At 72.0% G+C, this 16,768-nt stretch carries 18 protein-coding genes; 6 read left to right on the top strand and 12 right to left on the bottom strand.

Annotated features, from left to right (window positions below):
* Positions 1-98 precede the first annotated feature (98 nt).
* Positions 99-845 carry a SigE family RNA polymerase sigma factor gene (locus tag OG206_RS12530; RefSeq protein WP_327115354.1) on the top strand — a complete coding sequence of 249 codons (747 nt, stop codon included), beginning with the start codon at positions 99-101 and terminating at the stop codon, positions 843-845.
* Between the two features lie 158 nt (positions 846-1,003).
* Here the strand turns inward: OG206_RS12530 and OG206_RS12525 are convergent, their stop codons facing one another.
* On the bottom strand, positions 1,004-1,708 hold the full coding sequence (locus OG206_RS12525) for a uridine kinase (protein WP_327115352.1): 705 nt from the start codon (positions 1,706-1,708) through the stop codon (positions 1,004-1,006).
* 63 nt (positions 1,709-1,771) lie between these two features.
* On the opposite strand from OG206_RS12525, the gene OG206_RS12520 reads away from it, so the two are divergent.
* Positions 1,772-2,197, top strand: a complete 426-nt coding sequence (locus OG206_RS12520; protein WP_327115350.1) for a hypothetical protein — start codon at positions 1,772-1,774, stop codon at positions 2,195-2,197.
* Between the two features lie 62 nt (positions 2,198-2,259).
* Here the strand turns inward: OG206_RS12520 and OG206_RS12515 are convergent, their stop codons facing one another.
* The 3 genes from OG206_RS12515 to deoC are packed head-to-tail and all read right to left on the bottom strand — an operon-like array spanning position 2,260 to position 5,568.
* Positions 2,260-3,186: an aldehyde dehydrogenase family protein gene (locus OG206_RS12515; protein ID WP_327115348.1), complete on the bottom strand. Its 927-nt coding sequence runs from the start codon at positions 3,184-3,186 to the stop codon at positions 2,260-2,262.
* Positions 3,179-4,615 (bottom strand): aldehyde dehydrogenase family protein, encoded by a 1,437-nt coding sequence (locus OG206_RS12510; protein WP_327115346.1) that lies wholly within the window; start codon positions 4,613-4,615, stop codon positions 3,179-3,181. Before OG206_RS12510 ends, OG206_RS12515 begins: the two co-directional genes overlap by 8 nt.
* A 5-nt stretch (positions 4,616-4,620) precedes the next feature.
* Positions 4,621-5,568 (bottom strand): deoxyribose-phosphate aldolase, encoded by a 948-nt coding sequence (gene deoC, locus OG206_RS12505; protein ID WP_327122253.1) that lies wholly within the window; start codon positions 5,566-5,568, stop codon positions 4,621-4,623.
* A 124-nt stretch (positions 5,569-5,692) separates the two neighbouring features.
* Between deoC and OG206_RS12500 the strand changes: the two genes are divergently transcribed.
* A complete protein-coding gene (locus OG206_RS12500) occupies positions 5,693-6,331 on the top strand; it encodes a PH domain-containing protein (RefSeq protein ID WP_327115344.1) in 639 nt (212 codons plus the stop codon).
* Positions 6,332-6,407: 76 nt separating this feature from the next.
* Here the strand turns inward: OG206_RS12500 and OG206_RS12495 are convergent, their stop codons facing one another.
* The 3 genes from OG206_RS12495 to OG206_RS12485 all read right to left on the bottom strand — a co-directional run bounded on the left by OG206_RS12495 (position 6,408) and on the right by OG206_RS12485 (position 9,576).
* Positions 6,408-8,048 (bottom strand): phospho-sugar mutase, encoded by a 1,641-nt coding sequence (locus tag OG206_RS12495; RefSeq protein ID WP_327115342.1) that lies wholly within the window; start codon positions 8,046-8,048, stop codon positions 6,408-6,410.
* A 150-nt stretch (positions 8,049-8,198) separates the two neighbouring features.
* Positions 8,199-9,023 carry a purine-nucleoside phosphorylase gene (locus OG206_RS12490; RefSeq protein WP_327115340.1) on the bottom strand — a complete coding sequence of 275 codons (825 nt, stop codon included), beginning with the start codon at positions 9,021-9,023 and terminating at the stop codon, positions 8,199-8,201.
* 115 nt (positions 9,024-9,138) lie between these two features.
* On the bottom strand, positions 9,139-9,576 hold the full coding sequence (locus OG206_RS12485) for a gamma-glutamylcyclotransferase (RefSeq protein WP_327115338.1): 438 nt from the start codon (positions 9,574-9,576) through the stop codon (positions 9,139-9,141).
* Between the two features lie 251 nt (positions 9,577-9,827).
* Between OG206_RS12485 and OG206_RS12480 the strand changes: the two genes are divergently transcribed.
* Complete coding sequence (locus OG206_RS12480) at positions 9,828-11,267, top strand: NAD(P)H-quinone dehydrogenase (protein WP_327115336.1); 1,440 nt, start codon at positions 9,828-9,830, stop codon at positions 11,265-11,267.
* Between the two features lie 124 nt (positions 11,268-11,391).
* On the top strand, positions 11,392-12,360 hold the full coding sequence (locus tag OG206_RS12475) for a DeoR/GlpR family DNA-binding transcription regulator (RefSeq protein ID WP_327115334.1): 969 nt from the start codon (positions 11,392-11,394) through the stop codon (positions 12,358-12,360).
* A 30-nt stretch (positions 12,361-12,390) separates the two neighbouring features.
* Here the strand turns inward: OG206_RS12475 and OG206_RS12470 are convergent, their stop codons facing one another.
* A complete protein-coding gene (locus OG206_RS12470) occupies positions 12,391-13,005 on the bottom strand; it encodes a TetR/AcrR family transcriptional regulator (protein ID WP_442805944.1) in 615 nt (204 codons plus the stop codon).
* Between the two features lie 94 nt (positions 13,006-13,099).
* Positions 13,100-14,854, bottom strand: a complete 1,755-nt coding sequence (locus tag OG206_RS12465; protein WP_327115330.1) for an acetyl/propionyl/methylcrotonyl-CoA carboxylase subunit alpha — start codon at positions 14,852-14,854, stop codon at positions 13,100-13,102.
* A 413-nt stretch (positions 14,855-15,267) separates the two neighbouring features.
* Here OG206_RS12465 and OG206_RS12460 point away from each other — a divergent pair, with 413 nt between their 5' ends.
* Positions 15,268-15,705 carry a hypothetical protein gene (locus tag OG206_RS12460; protein WP_327122252.1) on the top strand — a complete coding sequence of 146 codons (438 nt, stop codon included), beginning with the start codon at positions 15,268-15,270 and terminating at the stop codon, positions 15,703-15,705.
* Between the two features lie 15 nt (positions 15,706-15,720).
* Here OG206_RS12460 and OG206_RS12455 read toward each other — a convergent pair whose 3' ends face one another.
* The 3 genes from OG206_RS12455 to OG206_RS12445 form a co-directional block, all read right to left on the bottom strand.
* Positions 15,721-16,332 carry a nucleoside triphosphate pyrophosphatase gene (locus OG206_RS12455; protein WP_327115328.1) on the bottom strand — a complete coding sequence of 204 codons (612 nt, stop codon included), beginning with the start codon at positions 16,330-16,332 and terminating at the stop codon, positions 15,721-15,723.
* A gap of 20 nt (positions 16,333-16,352) precedes the next feature.
* The gene (gene mmpB, locus OG206_RS12450; RefSeq protein ID WP_099174806.1) at positions 16,353-16,481 is read right to left on the bottom strand and encodes a morphogenic membrane protein MmpB; all 129 of its coding nucleotides are present in this window, start codon (positions 16,479-16,481) and stop codon (positions 16,353-16,355) included.
* Positions 16,482-16,561: 80 nt separating this feature from the next.
* Complete coding sequence (locus OG206_RS12445; protein ID WP_327115325.1) at positions 16,562-16,768, bottom strand: acyl-CoA carboxylase epsilon subunit; 207 nt, start codon at positions 16,766-16,768, stop codon at positions 16,562-16,564.

The following is a 16,768-nucleotide window of genomic DNA, read 5'->3' as shown; positions in this document are numbered from 1 at the left end:
TGACAGCCCTGTGACAGTCGGGGGACAGCGCCATGAAACTGCCCCGGCAAGCTCAATGGCACACGGAACGAACGGACTCCACCGATGGGGGGCGCCAGATGAACGCACTGCACAGCACCACCTCAAGCGCAGTTGTCACGCGCCTCCACGACGTCGGCAAGGGCCCGGAGAAGTCCGGCGCCGGAGCACGGGGGTGCTACCGGAACGCCGGTCGTCAGCACGCGTCGTACCTGACGATGGTCGACGCGTCCGCGGGGGACAACGGGGGAAAGGCGTACGGGGAGGGCTCGGGGGAGCGGAAGGTCCCGGCGCAGGCCGAGAGCGCCGAAGCGGCGTTCACCGCCTACGTCCAGGAGCGCCGTGCCTCCCTGTACGCGACCGCCTACCACCTGACCGGCGACCGGTTCGAGGCCGAGGACCTGCTGCAGAGCGCCCTCTTCTCGACGTACCGCGCGTGGGACAGGATCAGCGACAAGGCCGCGGTCGGCGGATACCTGCGCCGGACCATGACCAACCTGCACATCAGCGCATGGCGCAGGCGCAAGCTCAACGAGTACCCGACCGAGGAGCTGCCGGAGACGGTGGGCGACACGGACGCGATGCGGGGCACGGAACTGCGTGCGGTGCTCTGGCAGGCGCTGGCGCGCCTGCCAGAACTCCAGCGCACGATGCTGGTCCTCCGCTACTACGAGGGCCGCACGGACCCGGAGATCGCATCGATACTCGACATCAGTGTCGGCACGGTGAAGTCGAGCATCTGGCGGTCGCTCCGCCGGCTGCGCGAGGACGACGTCCTCAGCTTCGGCCGTGACGAGGAGGAGTCCTTCGGCGAGCTGGTGGCCTGAGGTCTACGGGGGGAACGGGGGAAGAACGCCGCCGCTTCGGGGGAAGCGGCGGTACGGGGGTGACACGCAGCGGGGGCGGACGGGCCGGGGGGTCCTGTCCGCCCCCGCTGTCGTGCCGTGCGACGGCCCGGGCGGCCCCGATCCGGGCGGTCACGGCCTCAGTTCGGTACCCGGCTCCGGGGGGCGAGACAGCGGCCCGCCGCGGCGGCGGCCAGCCGGCCCAGTGCCTCCTGCTTGGCGCAGGGATACGCGCCCAGCGCGGTCTGGCGGGCCACGATGCGCCGCTCGGCCCGCATGAGCCGCCACCCGCGCCGCAGCAGGAACGGCACCGATTTCCGCCCCTCCCGCAGATCCCTCAGCAGCCGACGGCGGAACGTCGTGGACGGCCGCCCGCGCAGGCACAGGGCATCGGCCAGCAGCCCGAGCTCCTGGCAGCGCTCGACTATGTCCGCGGCGAAGATGCCCTCGGCGACGAACAGGGGCGTGCGTTCGATGTCGAGCGTCTCCCGGCCGACCCGCGAGCTCGTGGCGATGTCGTACAGCGGGACGTCCGTGCGTCCCGTGCGGCACAGCTCGGCAACGGCCGCGACCGCGGCGTCCGCGTCCCAGGACAGCGCCGAGTCCCAGTCGATGTCGGTGCTGCCGGTGACCCGGGGCAGTGTCGGGTCGTTTCCCTCCTTGTAGAAGTCGTCCAGGCGCAGCACGGGCAGACCGCTGCGGGCGGCGAGGGACGACTTGCCGGAGCCGGAAGGACCGGCGAGCAGCACGACGCGAGTGGGGATCGGTTGGGAACTCACAGAACAGAAGTGTGAGGCATTGACCCGCGTAGGGGATCCCCCGGAGGTCCTGTTGGTATCGAGCATCACACCTCAACTACTCTGCGCGCACGGATGATTACTCAACACGTCCCGATCAGGTGGGAAAACATGGCACGTCACGCACTGTCCAAACCCCGGCACCGCGCTCTGCTGCGCGCCGGTCTGACCCTCACCGCACTGGGTGCGGCGCTCGGCGCGGGAGGCGCGGCGGCCCAGGCCGCCGTGCTGCCCGCCACGCCCGCCACCGGTGCGGACTCCGCGGACAGCACCCTGGGGGCGATCGGCGAGGCGGCGTCGCCCGCGGTGACCAGCGCCCTCGGCTACGGGCTCGCGGGGGCCGTCAAGCCCGTCACCGACCTGCAGCTGGATCCGCTCGCCGGCACGGGAGTGGATCCGCTGGACAACGCGGTGGGTACCCAGATCGCCGACTTCAAGCCGGTGACCACGGCTCTCGTCACCGACCCGCTGACCAGCGGAGCCGCGCTGGGCGACCTGCCCGTGATCGGTGAGGTGACCGGCCTGATCACCGGCTGACACGGCCGCGGACGCGCGTGCGGGGCCGCTCGGGGGCGGCCCCGCACACGCGTCCGGACGGGTCAGTACGAGGAGCCGGAGGTCCCCAGGGCGCCCGTCGGGTGCCAGACCGTCTTGGTCTCCAGGAACGCCGTGAGGCGGTGCGTGCCGGGATCGGCCGACCAGTCCGCTCCGTCCACAGCCTGTGGACGGCCGCGCACGACGCGCTTCAGGTTGTCCGCGGCCGCGATCTCCAGCTCCGTCGCCAGTTCCGCGTCGGCGCCGGTGAGGTCGATGGCGTTGACGTCCTGGTGGGACGCCAGCGGAGCCGCGAGCTCGGCCGTCCTCCCGGACAGGATGTTCACCACGCCGCCCGGCAGGTCGGAGGTGGCCAGCACCTCCCCCAGCGAGAGCGCGGGAAGCGGCGCGTCCGCCGAGGCGACGACGACCGCGGTGTTCCCGGTGGCGATCACCGGGGCGATCACCGACACCAGGCCGAGGAAGGACGACTCCTGCGGTGCCAGGACCGCGACCACGCCCGTCGGCTCCGGGGTGGAGAGGTTGAAGAACGGGCCCGCCACCGGGTTCGCCCCGCCCACGATCTGGCCGATCTTGTCGGTCCAGCCCGCGTACCAGACCCAGCGGTCGACCGCCGCGTCGACGACGGCCGCGGCCTTGGACTTCGACAGCCCCTCCGCGTCCGCGACCTCGCGCACGAACTGGTCCCGGCGCCCCTCCAGCATCTCCGCGACGCGGTAGAGGACCTGGCCGCGGTTGTACGCCGTCGCGCCCGACCAGCCGCCGAACGCCTTGCGCGCGGCGACGACCGCGTCACGGGCGTCCTTGCGGGACGACAGCGGGGCGTTGGCCAGCCACTTGCCCTTGCCCGCCGCGGCGGTGGCTGATTTCTTCGCGGTCACCTCGTACACCCGGCCGCTCTCGGAGCGGGGGAACTTGCCCCCGACGTACAGCTTGTAGGTCTTGAAGACGCTCAGTCGCCCGTCAGACATCGAGGTAGGCCTCCAGACCGTGACGGCCGCCCTCGCGGCCGAAGCCCGACTCCTTGTATCCGCCGAACGGCGAGGTCGGGTCGAACTTGTTGAACGTGTTGGCCCAGACGACGCCCGCGCGGAGCTTGTTCGCCACCGCGAGGATGCGGGAGCCCTTCTCCGTCCAGATGCCGGCCGAGAGGCCGTACTGACTGTTGTTCGCCTTGGCGACCGCCTCGTCCGGGGTCCGGAACGAGAGGACGGACAGCACCGGGCCGAAGATCTCGTCACGGGCCACGGTGTGCGCCTGGGTGACGTTGGTGAAGAGCGTCGGGGCGAACCAGTAGCCCGACGACGGGAGCTCGCAGGGGGCCGACCAGCGCTCCGCGCCCTCCGCCTCGCCGGTCTCCACCAGGGCGGTGATCCGGGCGAGCTGATCGGCGGAGTTGATCGCGCCGATGTCGGTGTTCTTGTCCAGCGGATCGCCGAGCCGCAGCGTGGACAGCCTGCGCTTCAGGGCGTCCAGCACCTCGTCCTGGACCGACTCCTGGACCAGCAGGCGCGAGCCCGCGCAGCAGACCTGGCCCTGGTTGAAGAAGATCCCGGTGACGATGCCCTCGACGGCCTGGTCGATCGGCGCGTCGTCGAAGACGATGTTCGCGCCCTTGCCGCCCAGTTCGAGCGTGGCCTTCTTGCCGGTGCCGGCGATCTGCCGGGCGATCGCCTTGCCGACCGCGGTGGAGCCGGTGAAGGCGACCTTGTTGACGTCGGGGTGCGAGACGAGTGCCTCGCCCGCGTCGCCGTAACCCGTCAGGATGTTGACGACACCCTTGGGCAGGCCGGCCTGGCGGCAGATGTCCGCGAAGAACAGGGCGGAGAGCGGGGTCGTCTCGGCGGGCTTCAGCACCACGGTGTTGCCGGTGGCGAGCGCCGGGGCGATCTTCCAGGCCAGCATCAGCAGCGGGAAGTTCCACGGGATGATCTGGCCGGCCACCCCGAGCGGCCGGGGGTTCGCCCCGTAGCCCGCGTGGTCCAGCTTGTCGGCCCAGCCCGCGTAGTAGAAGAAGTGCGCGGCGACCAGCGGGAGGTCCGCGTCACGGGTCTCCTTGATCGGCTTGCCGTTGTCCAGGGTCTCCAGGACGGCGAGCTCCCGGGAGCGCTCCTGGATGATCCTGGCGATCCGGAAGAGGTACTTGGCGCGCTCGGAGCCGGGCAGTGCCGACCACTTCTCGAACGCCCTGCGGGCGGCCTTCACGGCCCGGTCCACGTCCTCGGCGCCGGCCCGCGCGACCTCGGAGAGCACCTCCTCGGACGACGGGCTGACCGTCTTGAAGACCTTGCCGTCGGCGGCCTCGGTGAACTCACCGTCGATGAACAGGCCGTACGAGGGGGCGATGTCGACGACGGAGCGGGACTCCGGAGCCGGTGCGTAATCGAAAGCAGATGCCATGGGGATCAGTCCACCGTCACGTAATCGGGGCCGGAGTAACGGCCGGTGCTGAGCTTCTGGCGCTGCATCAGCAGGTCGTTCAGCAGGCTGGAGGCGCCGAAGCGGAACCAGTGGTTGTCCAGCCAGTCCTCGCCCGCGGTCTCGTTCACCAGGACGAGGAACTTGATGGCGTCCTTCGTGGTGCGGATGCCGCCCGCGGGCTTCACACCGATCTGCACGCCCGTCTGCTGCCGGAAGTCGCGCACGGCCTCCAGCATCAGCAGGGTGTTCGCCGGTGTCGCGTTCGTGCCGACCTTGCCGGTCGACGTCTTGATGAAGTCCGCACCCGCCAGCATTCCGAGCCAGGAGGCGCGCCGGATGTTGTCGTACGTCGACAGCTCGCCGGTCTCGAAGATCACCTTGAGCCGCGCCGGGCCGCACTCGGCCTTCACGGCGACGATCTCCTCGTACACCTTGAGGTAGCGGCCGGAGAGGAAGGCTCCCCGGTCGATCACCATGTCGATCTCGTCGGCCCCTGCCGCCACGGCGTCGCGGACGTCCGCGAGCTTGACGCCGAGCGCGGCGCGGCCGGCGGGGAAGGCCGTCGCCACGGACGCCACCTTCACCCCGGAGCCCGCCAGCGCGGCGACGGCGGTCGCCGCCATGTCGGGATAGACGCAGACCGCGGCGGTGCGCGGGGCCGTGCGGTCGGTCGGGTCGGGGTTGACGGCCTTGGCGGCGAGACCCCGGACCTTGCCCGGGGTGTCCGCGCCTTCCAGCGTCGTCAGGTCGATCATCGAGATGGCGAGATCGATCGCGTACGCCTTGGCGGTCGTCTTGATCGATCGGGTGCCGAGGGACGCGGCGCGCGCTTCGAGGCCGACGGTGTCGACGCCGGGCAGCCCGTGCAGGAAGCGGCGCAGCGCACTGTCGGACGCCGTCGCGTCGGCGAATGCTGGAGCAGTGGTGGGCATGGTCACCACACCAGCATATCTACGCGCGTAGCGACATGTACAGGCCCGTCCTCTCTCCGCTGCTCCCGCGACCCCCGCGAGGCCGGGCCGCACATGCCCTGCCGCTTCAGGCAGAATCGGGACCATGACGAGCCCCACACCTCCCGCCGAGCCCACCCACGCCGACCGGACCTTCCGGTCGGGCGCCGGCATCGTCAGTGGCGTGCTGCTGATCCTGCTGGTCGGCTGGATCGGCGGGGACGCGGTGGCCCAGGGCAAAGGGTGGGTGCCCTGGCTGGCGCTGGCCGCCCTGCTGACCGTGATCCCGCTGATCGTCGCGTTCACCCTGAGGCCCGCGGTGTTCGCCGACGTCGAGCGGATCCACATCCGCAACCCGTTCCGCACGATCGTGGTGCCGTGGGCCGACGTCTCCACGGTACGCGCCACCTACTCCAGCGAGATCTTCACCCACGACGGTGCGAAGTATCAGCTGTGGGCGGTGCCCGTCTCGCTGCGCGAGCGCAAGCGGGCGGCCAGGAGGGCCTCCCAGCGGGCGCACGACGACCCCTACGGCCGCACGTCCGTGCACGCCGACGTCCTGGACTCCCAGGCGCGCACGGCCGCCGCGGACCAGACGGTGGGTGACCTGCGGGAGCTCGCCGAGCGTGCCGCCGCGCGTCCGGAGAAGCCCACCACGACCGCCTCGGCGCGCTGGGCGTACGAGGTGATCGCCCCGGCCGCGGTCGGCCTGGTGCTGCTCGTGGTCCTGTTCGCGATCAGCTGACGGGAGCGGGCATCGCGCCCGCGCCGCCGGCGCGTACGGGAGACCGGCCCCGGGGCCGCCTCCCGCACGCGTCCGCTCAGATGCCGGCCGCGGCGGCCAGGTCGCGCTTGACGGCGGCGAGCAGTCCGGCGCCCTTCGCGGCGGCCGCGGGCAGCTCGCCGGCCGAGGCGACCGGGACGACGACCTCCAGGTAGCACTTGAGCTTGGGCTCGGTGCCGCTCGGGCGGACGATGACCCGGGCGCCCGCCAGGCGGTAGCGCAGGCCGTCGGTGGGCGGCAGCGCCTCGGTTCCCAGCGAGAGGTCCTCGGCCGAGACGACGGGCAGACCCGCCAGTTCGGCCGGAGGGTTCTCGCGCAGCCGCCGCATGGCGTCGGCGATGACCGACAGGTCCTCGACCCGGACCGACAGCTGGTCCGTCGCGTGCAGCCCGTGCTCCACGGCCAGGTCGTCCAGCAGGTCGAGGAGGGTGCGGCCCTTCTCCTTGAGCGCGGAGGCCAGCTCCGTGATCAGCAGCGCGGCCGTGATGCCGTCCTTGTCACGCACCCCGTCCGGGTCGACGCAGTAACCCAGCGCCTCCTCGTAGCCGTACCTCAGTCCGTCGACACGGGCGATCCACTTGAAGCCCGTGAGCGTCTCCTCGTAGCCGAGGCCGGCCTTCTCGGCGATGCGGCCCAGCAGTGACGAGGACACGATCGACTCGGCGAACACGCCCGTGACGCCCCGGTCGACGAGGTGTGCGGCGAGCAGCGCGCCGACCTCGTCGCCCCGCAGCATCCGCCAGCCGCCCTCGACGGAGGGGTCGGGCACGGCCACGGCGCAGCGGTCGGCGTCCGGGTCGTTGGCGATGACGATGTCGGGCAGGGCCGTGCGGGCGGCCGCGAAGGCCAGGTCCATGGCGCCCGGCTCTTCCGGGTTGGGGAAGGCGACGGTGGGGAACGCCGGGTCGGGCTCGGCCTGCTCGGCGACCAGCACCGGCTCGGGGAACCCGGCCCGGGCGAAGGCCGCGGTCAGCACGGAGGTGCCGACGCCGTGCATGGCCGTGTAGACGGTCCGGGCGGTCCGGGGCGAGCCGGGGCTGAGCACCGCGTCCGTACGGGCGAGGTAGGCGGCCAGGACCTCGTCGCCGAGGGTCTCCCAGCCGGACTCCGGGCGCGGTACGCCGTCGAGCGGGCCGACGGCCTCGATGGCGGCGGCGATCTCCAGGTCGGCGGGGGGCACGATCTGTGAGCCGTCGCCCAGGTAGACCTTGTAGCCGTTGTCACGCGGCGGGTTGTGGCTGGCCGTGACCTCCACGCCGGCGACCGCCCCGAGGTGCCGTATGGCGAACGCCAGGACGGGGGTGGGCAGCGGGCGGGGGAGCACCGCCGCGCGCAGGCCCGCCCCGGTCATCACGGCGGCGGTGTCCCGCGCGAAGTCGGCCGACTTGTAGCGGGCGTCGTAACCGATGACCACGAGTCCGCCGGACCTGCCCTGCGCCTTCAGGTAGGCGGCGAGGCCGGCGGCGGCGCGGATGACGACGGAACGGTTCATGCGCATCGGGCCCGCCCCGATCTCGCCCCGCAGGCCCGCCGTGCCGAACTGGAGCGTGCCCGCGAAGCGGTCGGCGAGCGCGGTGAGATCACCGGCTTCGATGAGCCCGGTGAGCTCCGCGCGGGTCTCGGGGTCCGGGTCCTCGGCGAGCCAGGTCCTGGCCCGCGCGATGAGGTCCTGCTGCACGGTGTCCGCCTTTCTGCGGTGCGGTTGTGTGGGGGCGGGGCGCCGGCGCGCGGGGCGGCCTGCCCGTCCGCCCCTACGGGGCCGGGGCGCCGGTCCCGGACCCCGTGACCCGCTCGCCGGAGGGGCTGATTCTGCCGGGCCGCGGGGCGATCAGATGCGGTCGAGCACCCGGGCCAGCAGGGCGCCCATCCGGGTGGCGGAGTCGCGGCCTGCCTGGAGGACCTCCTCGTGGTTGAGGGGTTCGCCGCTCAGGCCCGCGGCCAGGTTCGTGACCAGGGAGATGCCCAGCACCTCGGCACCGGCCTCACGTGCGGCGATGGCCTCGAGGACCGTCGACATGCCGACGAGGTCGCCGCCCATGACCCGGACCATGCCGATCTCGGCCGGGGTCTCGTAGTGCGGGCCGGGGAACTGCACGTACACACCCTCTTCGAGCGTGTCGTCGATCTCCTTGCACAGTGCGCGCAGCCGCGGTGAGTACAGGTCGGTCAGGTCGACGAAGTTCGCGCCCACGATCGGCGAGGCCGCCGTGAGGTTGATGTGGTCGCTGATGAGGACCGGCTGGCCGGGGCGCATGCCCTCGCGGAGCCCGCCGCAGCCGTTGGTCAGGACGACGGTCCCGCAGCCCGCCGCGACGGCCGTGCGCACGCCGTGGGCCACCGCAGCGACGCCGCGGCCCTCGTAGTAGTGCGTGCGGCCGAGGAAGACCAGGACGCGCTTCTCGCCGATGCGGTAGGAGCGGATCGTGCCGCCGTGCCCTTCCACGGCCGGGGCCGGGAAGCCCGGCAGCGCGGTGACGGGGAACTCGGCCTCCGGGGCGCCGAGCGCCTCGCCGGCGGGGGCCCAGCCGGAGCCCATCACGAGGGCGACGTCGTGGGTCTCGACGCCGGTCAGCTCGCGCAGGCGGGCGGCGGCGTCGGCGGCGGCGGCGAGAGGGTCGCCCTGGATGTGGTCCGGAATAACAGATGCGTTCACGCGGAAGAGGGTAACCGCTGATTCCCTACGCGCGTAGATGTGCCTGAGGAGAGTCTGGCCGGTCCTCTTCGTATTTTCGTACAGAAGCCGGGCGGAAGCCGTGCGGGGCCCGGGTTCAGCAGGGGTGCTTGCGCACGTTCATCACGTAGTCGTGGGGTGCGCCGGCGGATTCGGCGGCGTCCGCCACCTCGCCCAGGTACCTGGCGGAGGGCAGCCCGCCCTCGTACCCGTTGAGCACGTACATCCAGGCGGGCTCGTCTCCGTCCAGGGTGTGGACGCGCACCCGCATGCGCCGGTAGATGTCGAGGCCGACGCCCTCCCAGCGGTCCATGGAGTCCTCGTCCATGGGCGCCAGGTCGTACAGCGCGACGAAGACCTGGGAGCGGGGGGCCTCCACCACCGTGGCCAGCGCGCCCTCCCAGCCCATCTGCTCCCCACCGAACGTCAGCCGCCAGCCGTTGAGCCAGCCCGTGCCGCGCAGCGGGGAGTGCGGTGCGCGGCGCGTCATCAGCCGCGCGTCGAGGTTGCCGGCGTACGCGGCGTAGAGCGACATGGGGTCGAGGGTACGGGAGGTGACGCGCGACGCGCCGGTTCCGGGGCGCGGGACCACCCGTGGTGGACGCCCGCGGCGGCCGGTGAACCGCGCCCCGACCGGGCATGTGCCCGTATGGAGGGCCCCGGGGCGAAGCAGCTTGGCGCGTGCGGGACAATGAATTACGTACTGCAGACGCCGGGGCGGCCCCCCGGACCCCCGGCCGGGGCGGCAGACGGCCGTGGGATGACACCACGCGAGGCGGACTTTTCGTGACCCGGATCGTGATCATCGGCGGTGGCCCCGGCGGCTACGAGGCCGCACTGGTGGGCGCCCAGCTCGGCGCGGAGGTGACCGTCGTCGACTGCGACGGCCTCGGCGGCGCGTCGGTACTCACCGACTGCGTGCCCTCGAAGACCCTGATCGCGACGGCCGAGGTGATGACCACCTTCGACTCCTCCTACGAGGAACTGGGCATCATCGTCGCCGACGACACCCCCCACATCGAGCAGGCGGCGCGGGTGGTCGGCGTCGACCTCGGGAAGGTGAACCGGCGGGTGAAGCGCCTCGCGCTCGCCCAGTCCCACGACATCACCGCCTCGGTCACCCGCGCGGGGGCCAGGGTCATGCGCGGCCGCGGCCGGCTCGAGGGCCTCCAGGCTTCCGACGGCTCCCGGCAGGTCGTGGTGACCGCGGCCGACGGCACCGAGGAGAGGCTCACCGCCGACGCCGTCCTGATCGCGACGGGCGGCCACCCCCGGGAGATCCCGGACGCCCAGCCCGACGGCGAGCGCATCCTGAACTGGACCCAGGTCTACGACCTCGACGAGCTCCCCGAGGAGCTCATCGTGGTCGGATCCGGTGTCACCGGCGCGGAGTTCGCCGGCGCCTACCAGGCGCTCGGCTCGCGCGTGACCCTGGTCTCCTCCCGCGACCGGGTGCTCCCGGGCGAGGACCCCGACGCGGCGGCCGTCCTGGAGGACGTCTTCCGGCGCCGCGGCATGAACGTCATGGCCCGCTCCCGCGCGCAGTCCGCCAAGCGCGTCGGCGACCGGGTGGAGGTCACGCTGGCCGACGGCCGCGTCATCTCCGGCACACACTGCCTCATGGCCGTCGGCGCGATCCCGAACACCGCGGGCATGGGCCTGGAGGAGTCCGGGGTGCAGCTCAAGGACTCCGGTCACATCCGCACCGACCGGGTCTCCCGCACCAGCGCCCCCGGCGTCTACGCGGCCGGTGACGTCACCGGGATCTTCGCACTGGCCTCGGTCGCCGCCATGCAGGGCCGTATCGCGATGTACCACTTCCTCGGCGACGCCGTGGCGCCGCTGAACCTCAAGACGGTCTCCGCGAACGTCTTCACCGACCCCGAGATCGCCACGGTCGGTTACAGCCAGGCCGACGTCGACTCCGGCAAGATCGACGCCCGTGTCGTGAAGCTTCCCCTGCTGCGCAACCCGCGCGCCAAGATGCAGGGCATCAGGGACGGCTTCGTCAAGATCTTCTGCCGCCCGGGCACCGGCATCGTGGTCGGCGGCTGTGTCGTCGCACCGAGGGCCAGCGAGCTGATCCACCCGATCTCGCTCGCGGTCGACAACAACCTGACGGTGGAGCAGATCGCGAACGCCTTCACCGTCTACCCGTCCCTGTCGGGCTCGATCGCCGAGGTCGCCCGCCAGTTGCACACCCGTAAGTCGGCCGGCGAGGCGTAGTACCCGGACCGTTCCACCTGCGACGAGGCCCCCTATACCACTAGGGGGCCTCGCTCATGCACAACTTCTCTTATTCGGCGCAAACTGCTGAAAAGCAACGTACGGCCAGGTTACTGTCAGTTTCGTGTTCGCTGCAGAACGTCGTCAATTGATCCTCGAAATGGTGCGCGCCAACGGTGCGGTATCGCTCCGTGAGCTCGCCCGCGTCGTCCAGACCTCCGAAGTGACCGTACGGCGGGACGTGCGGGCGCTGGAGGCAGAAGGACTCCTCGACCGCCGGCACGGCGGTGCGGTCTTGCCGGGCGGTTTTACGCGGGAGTCCGGCTTCCCGCAGAAATCCCATCTTTCCACCGCGGAGAAAACGGCCATCGCCGATATGGCGGCCGGCCTGGTCGGTGAGGGCGAGGCCATCGTGGTCGGCGCCGGAACGACCACGCAGGAGCTGGCCCGCCGGCTCGCACGTGTGCCCGGTCTGACCGTGGTCACCAACTCGCTGCTCGTCGCCCAGGCGTTGGCCCATGCCAACCGCGTCGAGGTGGTGATGACCGGCGGCACGCTGCGGGGGAGCAACTACGCCCTCGTGGGGAGCGGTGCCGAGCAGTCCCTGCAGGGGCTGCGGGTCTCCCGGGCCTTCCTGTCCGGGAGCGGGCTGACCGCGGAGCGCGGGCTGTCCACGTCCAACATGCTCTCCGCCAGCGTGGACCGCGCGCTGGTGCAGGCCGCCGCCGAGGTGGTGGTCCTCGCGGACCACACGAAGCTCGGTTCCGACACCATGTTCCAGACGGTACCCACGGAGCTGATCACCCGTCTGGTGACGGACGAGCCACCGGTGCACGACGAGCGCGCGGCCACCGAACTCCAGGCCCTGGCCGACCAGGGGGTGGAGATCACGGTGGCGGGACCCGACGCGGACTCCGCGGCCGGAGACGCCCTGCCGCCCGGACGGCAGCCCAGGCAGGAAATGCCGCTGCCCGGTCAGCGCCGCACCCAGGGCGGTCACGGAGGGTCGGGAGGTCTCGGACCACAGTTGCGGAGCGCGGCGGCACTGCCGGACGGGCCGGTGGGCCGCGTCGCGGACATGCGACGCCGGTAGGGACCGGGCGCGGGGCGCCGGAGGGTGGCCTCAGCCGCCCGGAGGGGGCGACGGCCGCGGATCGGCCGGGTCCGCCTTCAGCCCGTGCAGCGTCAGCCGCAGCAGGCGGCAGGCCAGGTCGGGATCGGCCGGGGGCTGCTCCGTGGCCAGCGCGATCGCGTTGGTGAGCCGCAGCAGGTCGTCGATCGACACGTCCGCCCGCACCGAGCCGTCCGCCCGGGCCCGCGCGAGCAGTCTCTCGCCCGCCTGGCGCAACGGCACATGACAGGACGTCAATGCGGAGGTCTCGTCGCCGGACGTCGACATGAGGGCCCTCGCCAGCCCTCGGTATTCACCCGCATGGGTGACGATCGCACCCAGCCACTCGACGAGCGCGGTGCATGGCTGTTCCGCGTGCGCCAGTTCGCCGGAGCGGTCGAGCAGGTCGGTCAGCGCGTCCTGGAAGACCGCGTTCATCAGGGCGTGGCGGTTCGGGAAGTGCCGGTAGAGCGTACCGATGCCGACCCCCGCGCTCCGGGCGATGTCCTCCAGCGAGGCGTCCGTGCCGTGGGCAGCGAAGGACGCCCGCGCCTCGCTCACCAGCCGGTCGCGGTTGCGGCGGGCATCGGCGCGCAGCGGCCGGGCCGGTGTGGGTACCGCGCTCATCGCCATGGCCTGTCCTCCTGGTGTCCGCTCCCGCGTCCCAGGATGCCACTGGGGGCCCGGCGGATGCCGGGCCCCCAGTGCGCGAGTACGAGCGTCAGTCCTTGATCTCGCAGATCGCCGCGCCGGAGGAGATCGACGTGCCGACCTCGGCCGCCAGACCCTTGACGGTGCCGGAGCGGTGCGCGTTGAGGGGCTGCTCCATCTTCATCGCCTCGAGTACGACGATGAGGTCGCCCTCCTTGACCTCCTGGCCCTCCTCGACGGCGATCTTCACGATCGTTCCCTGCATCGGGGAGGCGAGGGTGTCACCGGAGGCCGCGGAGCCGGACTTCTTCGCCGCGCGGCGCTTGGGCTTGGCCCCCGCGGCCAGGCCCGTGCGGGCCAGGCTCATGCCCAGCGAGGACGGCAGGGACACCTCGAGGCGCTTGCCGCCGACCTCGACGACCACGGTCTCGCGGTTGGACTCCTCGTCGGCGTCCTGGTCCGCGGGCACCGCGAAGGGCTTGATGTCGTTGACGAACTCCGTCTCGATCCACCGGGTGTGGACCTGGAAGGGGTCCGAGGTGAACGCCGGGTCGACGACGACCGCGCGGTGGAAGGGGATGGCGGTGGCCATGCCCTCGACGGTGAACTCGCCCAGCGCACGCGCGGCGCGCTGCAGGGCCTGCTCACGGGTCGCGCCCGTCACGACCAGCTTCGCCAGGAGGGAGTCCCAGGCGGGGCCGATGACGCTGCCGGTCTCGACGCCCGCGTCCAGGCGCACGCCCGGACCGGTGGGCGGGGCGAACAGCGTGACGGTGCCGGGGGCGGGGAGGAAGCCGCGGCCCGGGTCCTCGCCGTTGATCCGGAACTCGAAGGAGTGGCCGCGCACGGCCGGGTCGCCGTAACCGAGCTCCTCGCCGTCGGCGATGCGGAACATCTCGCGGACGAGGTCGAGGCCGGTGACCTCCTCGGTGACGGGGTGCTCCACCTGCAGGCGGGTGTTGACCTCGAGGAAGGAGATTGTGCCGTCCACGCCGACGAGGAACTCGACGGTGCCGGCGCCGACGTAGCCGGCCTCCTTCAGGATGGCCTTCGAGGCCGCGTACAGCTCGGCGTTCTGCGCCTCGGACAGGAAGGGTGCCGGGGCCTCCTCGACGAGCTTCTGGTGGCGGCGCTGCAGCGAGCAGTCACGCGTCGAGACGACGACGACGTTGCCGTGCTGGTCGGCCAGGCACTGGGTCTCCACATGGCGCGGCTTGTCGAGGTAGCGCTCGACGAAGCACTCACCCCGCCCGAACGCCGCGACGGCTTCGCGGACCGCGGAGTCGTACAGCTCGGGGATCTCCTCCAGCGTGCGGGCGACCTTCAGGCCGCGGCCGCCACCGCCGAAGGCCGCTTTGATCGCGACCGGCAGGCCGTTCTTCTCGGCGAACTCCACGACCTCGTCGGAACCCGAGACCGGGTCCGGTGTGCCGGCCACCAGCGGGGCGCCCGCGCGCTGGGCGATGTGGCGGGCGGCGACCTTGTCACCCAGGTCGCGGATCGCGTGCGGCGGCGGGCCGATCCACGTGAGGCCGGCGTCGAGCACGGCCTGGGCGAACTCCGCGTTCTCCGAGAGGAAGCCGTAACCCGGGTGGATCGCGTCCGCCCCCGAGTCCTTGGCAGCCTGGAGCACCTTGGCCATGTCCAGATAACTGGCGGCCGGGGTGTCACCGCCCAGAGCGAACGCTTCGTCGGCCGCGCGCACATGCAGAGCGTCCCGGTCCGGATCGGCGTAGACGGCTACGCTCGCGATTCCGGCATCCCGGCAAGCCCGAGCAACACGGACAGCGATTTCGCCACGGTTGGCGATGAGCACCTTGCGCACGATGACTCCCTCCTTGAGAACAAGCTGAGTTTAGGGACTACCGACACGGCCGTACGACCCGTCCCCAATAGTGAACTTGCCCACACGGAGTGTGATTCGAGGCTTGCTCGAGTCGCGAAATCCCTTGTCGCACCACGGTACGCCGCCATCCTCAACGGCACAGTAGCCACGAAGTGTGGCCCAAGTCTCTGTCCGGACGGTCAACGGCGCGCGGCGTTTCTTTGTGGACTCCCTACGAACGGCCGATGGAATCTTTGCCTCGGCACGACCGCGGGCGCGGCGCGTCCCCGCCGAGGGGCGGGCGGGTGGTGCGTGCGGGCGGCCGACGGCGTCCGACCCCTTGTCCGGTGCGTTACCCGTTAGTAGGGTCCGCGCTATCGCACGTACTGCAGGTAACAGGGGGTGGCACCGTGGTGCGCAGACCAGTGGCCTTCGTGACCGCGATCGTTCTCTTCGTGGAGGCCGTGGGCATCGTGCTCGTCAACGGCGTCCTGGCGACGGTCGCGGACAACCAGAGCATGTCCCTGGCGGGGATGGATCCCGATGCCATGGTCACCGGCACCTGGGTGATGGGCGGCGTCTCGGGCGTCCTGCTGGTGCTGTGCGGGCTGATACCGCTGCTGGCCGGCATACGCGACCGGGCACCGGGCCGCTTCGGCCGGATCGCCCTCATCGCCTGCGCGGTCGTCCACGGGGTGCTGGGCGCCCTGGCGGTGGGGCTGATCGGCTGGGCGGCCTTCGCGTTCATGATGGCCGTCCTCGCACTGATCGTGCTGACCCTGGTGGCGTTCGACCGGCGTGTGCCACAGGACACGGCGGCCGGCCCCGAAGGGGCCCCGGCCGCCGTGTGACGTGCCCGCCGCCGCTCAGACCCAGAAATCGGTGACGGAGAAGCCCAGTTCGCCCAGGAGCCGGCGCAGCAGGGGCAGCGAGAGTCCGATGACGTTGCCGTGGCTGCCCTCGATCGCCTCGACGAACGGCGCCGAGCGGCCGTCCAGCGTGAACGCACCCGCGACGTGCAGCGGTTCGCCGGTGGCGACGTACGCCGCAACCTCGGCGTCGGTCGGCTCGCCGAACCTGACGACGGTGGAGGCGGTCGCCGACGCCGTACGGCCGGTCGCCGTGTCGATGACGCTGTGACCCGTCTGCAGGATGCCCGGCCGGCCGCGCATCGACTTCCAGCGGGCCGTGGCCTCCTCGCCGTCCGCGGGCTTGCCGAACGCCTCGCCGTCCAGCTCCAGTACCGAGTCGCAGCCGATCACCAGCGCGCCGGACGCCTCCGGGCGGGCCGCGACGGCCGCGGCCTTCGCCTCGGCCAGGACGAGGGCCAGCTCTCCCGGGGTGGGGGCGCTGACCGCGTCCTCGTCCACACCGCTGACGATCACCTCGGGGGCGAAACCCGCCTGACGGAGGAGACCGAGACGGGCGGGGGAGGCGGAGGCGAGCACGAGGCGGCGCTGATCAGTCATACCCGCCATCGTAGGCGGGGCCGGGGACCTCAGCGGGTGCCCAGGACGAACATCGCCACGACCATGGCCAGGGCCAGCAGCAGCCCCGCGCGGCGCATCATGTCCTGGGCGTCGCGGAGTTCCTTCGGGGGCTTGTTCTCGGGGTCGGACCACAGCATGCGTCCGATGGTGCTCCGGACACGGCCGCGGCGCCTGAGTACGGGTACTCAAGCGCCGCTCGCGGGCCCGCCGGGCCGCCTCAGGAGGGCCAGTACGTCCGCGCCCACGACCGGGGGCCCGGCCGCAGCGTGCCGCCGCGGGCGATGCGTCCCGGGTCCGACCACTGCTCGGGCGGCAGCGGGGCGCCGGACGGCACGGCGACGGCCGCCGCCGCACGCGCCCGGACCACGGCGAGGGCCGCGGCGAGCTCCTCCGGGGTCGGATTGCCCCGTACGACCTTGATCAT

Source organism: Streptomyces sp. NBC_01341 (assembly GCF_035946055.1).
Lineage (GTDB): Bacteria > Actinomycetota > Actinomycetes > Streptomycetales > Streptomycetaceae > Streptomyces.
The sequence above is the reverse complement of the archived record's forward strand: the minus strand, read 5'-3'. Positions and strand labels throughout refer to the sequence as shown.